Source organism: Actinoplanes sp. NPDC049118 (genome assembly GCF_040648555.1).
Classification (GTDB): Bacteria; Actinomycetota; Actinomycetes; order Mycobacteriales; family Micromonosporaceae; genus Actinoplanes.
The window spans coordinates 1-4,690 of record NZ_JBEZDY010000066.1; the positions used below are offsets into that span (position 1 = coordinate 1).

Consider the following 4,690-nt stretch of genomic DNA (forward strand, 5'->3'; position numbering starts at 1 on the left):
GCGGCCCGATCGGTGAGATCGCAGGCGACGACCCGGCCGGGAAGCAGATCGGCGCCGGGCGCGTCCGGACCGCGCCGGCTGACCAGGACCAGGTCCACACCCTTCGCCGCCAGATGACGGGCCAACTCCGAACCGAGGCCCCCGGTGCCGCCGGTGATCAGCACGGTGCCGCCGCCGGCCCACGGCGACGGGCCGGTGCGGACGTCGGCGGGTACGCGTTCGAGCCGGGCCACCCGCAGCGCGCCGTCACGCACCACGAACTGCTCGTCGCCGGCGGCGATCAGGGCCGGCAGCAGCGGCAGGACGGCGTCCGCGTCGGCGTCCGTCTCGGCGTCCAGCAGGGCGAACCGGCCGGGGTTCTCCGTCTGGGCGGACCGGACCAGGCCCCAGACCGCGGCGGCCGCCGGGTCCGCGCCGGTGGTCGCGCCGCGGGTGACGAAGACCAGCGTCGCGTCGTGCGGCTCGGCCAGCCGGCGCTGCACCGTTTCCAGCGCTGCCGCGGTGTGCCGGTGCGCCTCGGCGACGACGTCGCGGTCACCGCCGGTGTGGACTCGGACCAAGCCGAGATCGGCCTCCCGCGGGGGCCCGGGCGCCGGTTCGGCTCGCGGCGCCACCCACCGCAGGGTCAGCAGCGAGCCGGGGTGGGTGCGGCCGTCCGCCACGGCGAGGGGTGCGCGCAGGGTGACCGCGTCGATGGTGAGCACCGGCGCGTCGGCCGGGTCGACCGCCACGATCCGGGTCTGGTCGCCGGCGCGCCGCAGCCGGGCGTGCAGCGTGGTCGCGCCGGCCGCGTGCAGGACGACACCGGCGAACGAGGCCGGCTCGAGGTCGTCGTCGAACAGTGCGGTGAGCAACGCCGGGTGCATGCCGTAGTGCCGGGCGTCGGCGGCGTCCTCCTCGCGCAGCGACACCTCGGCGCCCTCGCCGGCCGGTTCGGCCGGCCGTCCGGCCGCGCTGTCCAGGATGCCGCAGGCGTGCCGGGACCACCGATCGTCGTCGGCGCGGGCGTGCATGGTGATCCGGCGCGCGCCGTCGGCGTCCGGCGCGTGCACCCGGACCTGTACCGCCACCGGCCGGGTCCCGAGCACGAGCGCGGCGTCGAGGTCGAGGACGCGGACGTGGTCGCAGCCGACCTGGTCGCCGGCGCGGATGGCGAGTTCCAGCCAGGCGGCTCCGGGCAGGGTGGCGCGCCCGGCGAGCCAGGGGTGTGCCCGCGGGTCGAGCAGGCCGGTGAGGATGACCTCGTCCGCGTCGGCCACCGAGACGGTCGCGCCGAGCAGCGGGTGGTGCGCGGCGGCCAGGCCGGCGCCGGAGACGTCGCCGCCGGCGGCGGGGCGGGGCCAGTAGCGCTCGTGGTCGAACGCGTACGTGGGCAGCGGAACCGCGCCCGCGTCCGGGTACCAGGCGGCGAAGTCGACGTCGACGCCGCCGACGTGCAGGGCGGTCGCGGCGGCCAGCATCGACTCGTTCTCGTCGCGGCCCCGGCGCAGGGTCGGCACCACCAGGTCCGCCTCGATCAGCGACGCGAGGACCGAGTCGGGGCCGGCCTCCAGGAACGCGTCGATGCCGGCGGCGCGCATCGCCGCCACGCCGTCGGCGAACCGGACGGTCTCACGGACGTGCCGCACCCAGTAGTCCGGGTCGGTGAACAGGTCCGACTCGATCCGCCCGGTGACGTTGGAGACCAGGTCGCGGTCGGGCGGGCTGAGGGTGAGACCGCGGACGACGGCGGCGAACCCGGCCAGCATCGGCTCCATCAGTGCGGAGTGGAAGGCGTGGCTGACGGTCAGGCGCCGGGTGCGTTCGAAGCGGCCCGCCGCGGCCTCGACCGCCTCACCGGGCCCGGACAGGACGACGGAGTCCGGGCCGTTGACGGCCGCGATCGACACCCCCTCGGGCAGGTCGATGTCGCTCTCCGGCGCCCGGACGGCGATCATCGCGCCGCCGGGCGGCAGCGCCTGCATGAGCCGGGCGCGGGCGCCGACGAGCGTGCAGGCGTCCGCAAGGGAGAGCACTCCGGCGATGTGCGCGGCGGCGATCTCACCGACGGAGTGTCCGCCGAGCGCGTCCGCGCGCACCCCCCAGGACTCCAGGAGGCGGTAGAGGGCGACCTCTACGGCGAAGATGGCCGGCTGGGCGTTGCCGGTCTGGTCCAGGTCGCCCCGGTCGAGGTCGCCGAGGTGCGCGGCGACCTCGTCGTAGGCCGCGCGGTACGCCGGGAACCGCTCGTACAGGTCCCGGCCCATGCCGGGGCGCTGCGAGCCCTGTCCGGAGAAGACCACGCCGAGGCGGCGTCCGGCGGCGACGCCGCGGACGACCGTGTCGCCGGTGAGCACGGCGCGGTGCGGCATCCGGGCCCGGGAGAGGGCCAGGGAGCGGCCGACGTCGGCCGGGGAGAGCGCGGGCCGCTCGGCGACCCACGCGCGCAGCCGGGCGATCTGTTCGTCCAGCGCCGCCTCGCTGCGGGCCGAGACCGGCCAGGGTGCGACGGCGGGCGCCGGGGACGGCCGGTACGCGGTCGGGTCGCCCTGCTCGACGATGACGTGCGCGTTGGTGCCGCTGATGCCGAACGACGAGACGCCGGCGCGGGCCGGGCGGTCGGCCGCGGGCCACGGCAGCGGTTCGGTGACCAGCCGGACCGCGCCCGCCTCCCAGTCCACGTGGGAGGTCGGCGCGTCCACGTGCAGGGTGCGCGGCACGGTGCGGTGGCGCATCGCCATGACCATCTTGATCACCCCGGCCACGCCGGCGGCCGCCTGGGTGTGCCCGATGTTGGACTTGACCGAGCCCAGGTAGAGCGGCGCCGCACGGTCCTGCCCGTACGTGGCGAGCAGCGCCTGCGCCTCGATCGGGTCACCGAGCGTGGTGCCGGTGCCGTGCGCCTCGACCACGTCCACGTCGCGTGCCGCCAGGCCGGCCGACGCGAGGGCCTGGCGGATGACGCGCTGCTGCGACGGGCCGTTGGGTGCGGTCAGCCCGTTGGACGCGCCGTCGGAGTTGACCGCCGAGCCCCGGACCACCGCGAGGACGGTGTGGCCGTTTCTCCTCGCGTCGGAGAGCTTCTCGACGACCAGCACGCCGACGCCCTCGGCCCAGCCGGTGCCGTCCGCGGCGTCGGCGAACGCCTTGCAGCGCCCGTCCGGGGCCAGGCCGCCCTGGCGGGTGAAGCCGGAGAAGCCCATCGGGGTCGCCATCACGGTGACGCCGCCGGCCAGCGCGAGCGAGCACTCGCCGTTGCGCAGCGCCTGCGCGGCCAGGTGCAGCGCGACAAGCGACGACGAGCACGCGGTGTCGACCGTCAGCGCGGGGCCCTCCAGCCCGAGGGCGTAGGACACCCGGCCGGAGATGACGCTCGCGGTGAGGCCGGTGGTGGCGTGGCCCTCGGTGTCCTCGCGGGAGCCCATCACCACGCCGATGTAGTCGACGCCGGACGCGCCGGTGAACACGCCGGTGCGGGTGCCGCGCAGGCTCGCCGGGTCGATGCCGGCGTGCTCGAACGCCTCCCAGCTCGTCTCCAGCAGCAGCCGCTGCTGCGGGTCCATGGCGACCGCCTCGCGCGGCGAGATGCCGAAGAACCCGGCGTCGAAGTCACCCGCGGCGATGAAGCCGCCCTCGCCGGTGGCGCTGCCGCCCCCGCCGACCAGCGCGGCCACGTCCCAGCCGCGGTCGTCCGGGAACGGGGTGATGCCGTCGCGACCCTCGTCGACCAGCTGCCACAGCGCGTCCGGGCCGTGCACGCCGCCGGGCAGGCGGCACGCCATGCCGACGATCGCGATCGGTTCCTGCCGGCCCGACTCCACCTCTTCCAGGCGGCGGCGGGTCTCGTGCAGGTCGGCCGTGACCCACTTGAGGTAGTCAACGAGCTTGCTGTCGTCGGACATGCGAGCAACCTTCCGTGTCCGGGTAGCGAGTGACGCGACTCAGCGATCGCGTGTGCGGCCGAGTTCGGAGTCGATGAAGGCGAACAGGTCGTCGGCGGACGCGGAACCGAGCCGTTCGGCGACGCCACCGGTGTCGGGTTCCGTCGCGCGCCAGTCGTCGAGAAGCCGGCGCAGGCGCGTGGCGACCGCGGCCCGGGTGACCTCGTCGGGTTCGCTGGCGCTCAGCGCGGCGCCGAGCCGGTCCAGGTCCGCGATCAGGGAGGGGCCCTGGTTCGCGGCGTGCTCGCTGACGAGCTGCTTGGTGAGGTGTTCGGCGAGCCCGGCCGGGGTGGGGTGGTCGAAGACCATGGTGGCGGGCAGGCGCAGGCCGGTCACCGCGGAGATCCGGTTTCGCAGTTCGACCGCGGTGAGCGAGTCGAAGCCGAGGTCACGGAACTCGCGCCGGGCGTCGATCGCGGCGGCGGAGGCGTGGCCGAGCACGCCGGCGGCCTCGGTGCGGATCAGGTCGGCGACGTAGCGGACCTGTTCGTCCTCGCGGCGCCCGGCCAGGTGCCGGGTGAGCACGGCGAGGGTGGCCGCTCCCCCGGCGCTGCCCGCCGCGGTGCGCCGGGCGCCCCTGACCAGGTCCCGCAGCACGGCCGGTACCGCGCCGGGCATCCGGACCCGGGTGGAGGACATGCTGACCGGCACCAGGTACGGCCGGTCGCGCACCGCGGTGGCGGCGTCGAAGAGGGCGAGGCCCTGCTCGACGGTGAGCGGCGGCATGCCGGACGAGGCGCGCTGCAGGTCGCTGTCGCTCAGCGTCGCGG

2 protein-coding genes are annotated in these 4,690 nt (G+C 76.1%); both read right to left on the bottom strand.

What is annotated here, in order from left to right:
* Nucleotides 1-3,881 (bottom strand): beta-ketoacyl synthase N-terminal-like domain-containing protein (locus AB0B58_RS42170; protein ID WP_360237000.1); only part of this gene is annotated, 3,881 nt, incomplete at its 3' end.
* Nucleotides 3,882-3,920: 39 nt separating this feature from the next.
* On the bottom strand, nt 3,921-4,690 hold a 770-nt coding region (locus AB0B58_RS42175; protein WP_360237003.1), incomplete at its 5' end, for a beta-ketoacyl reductase.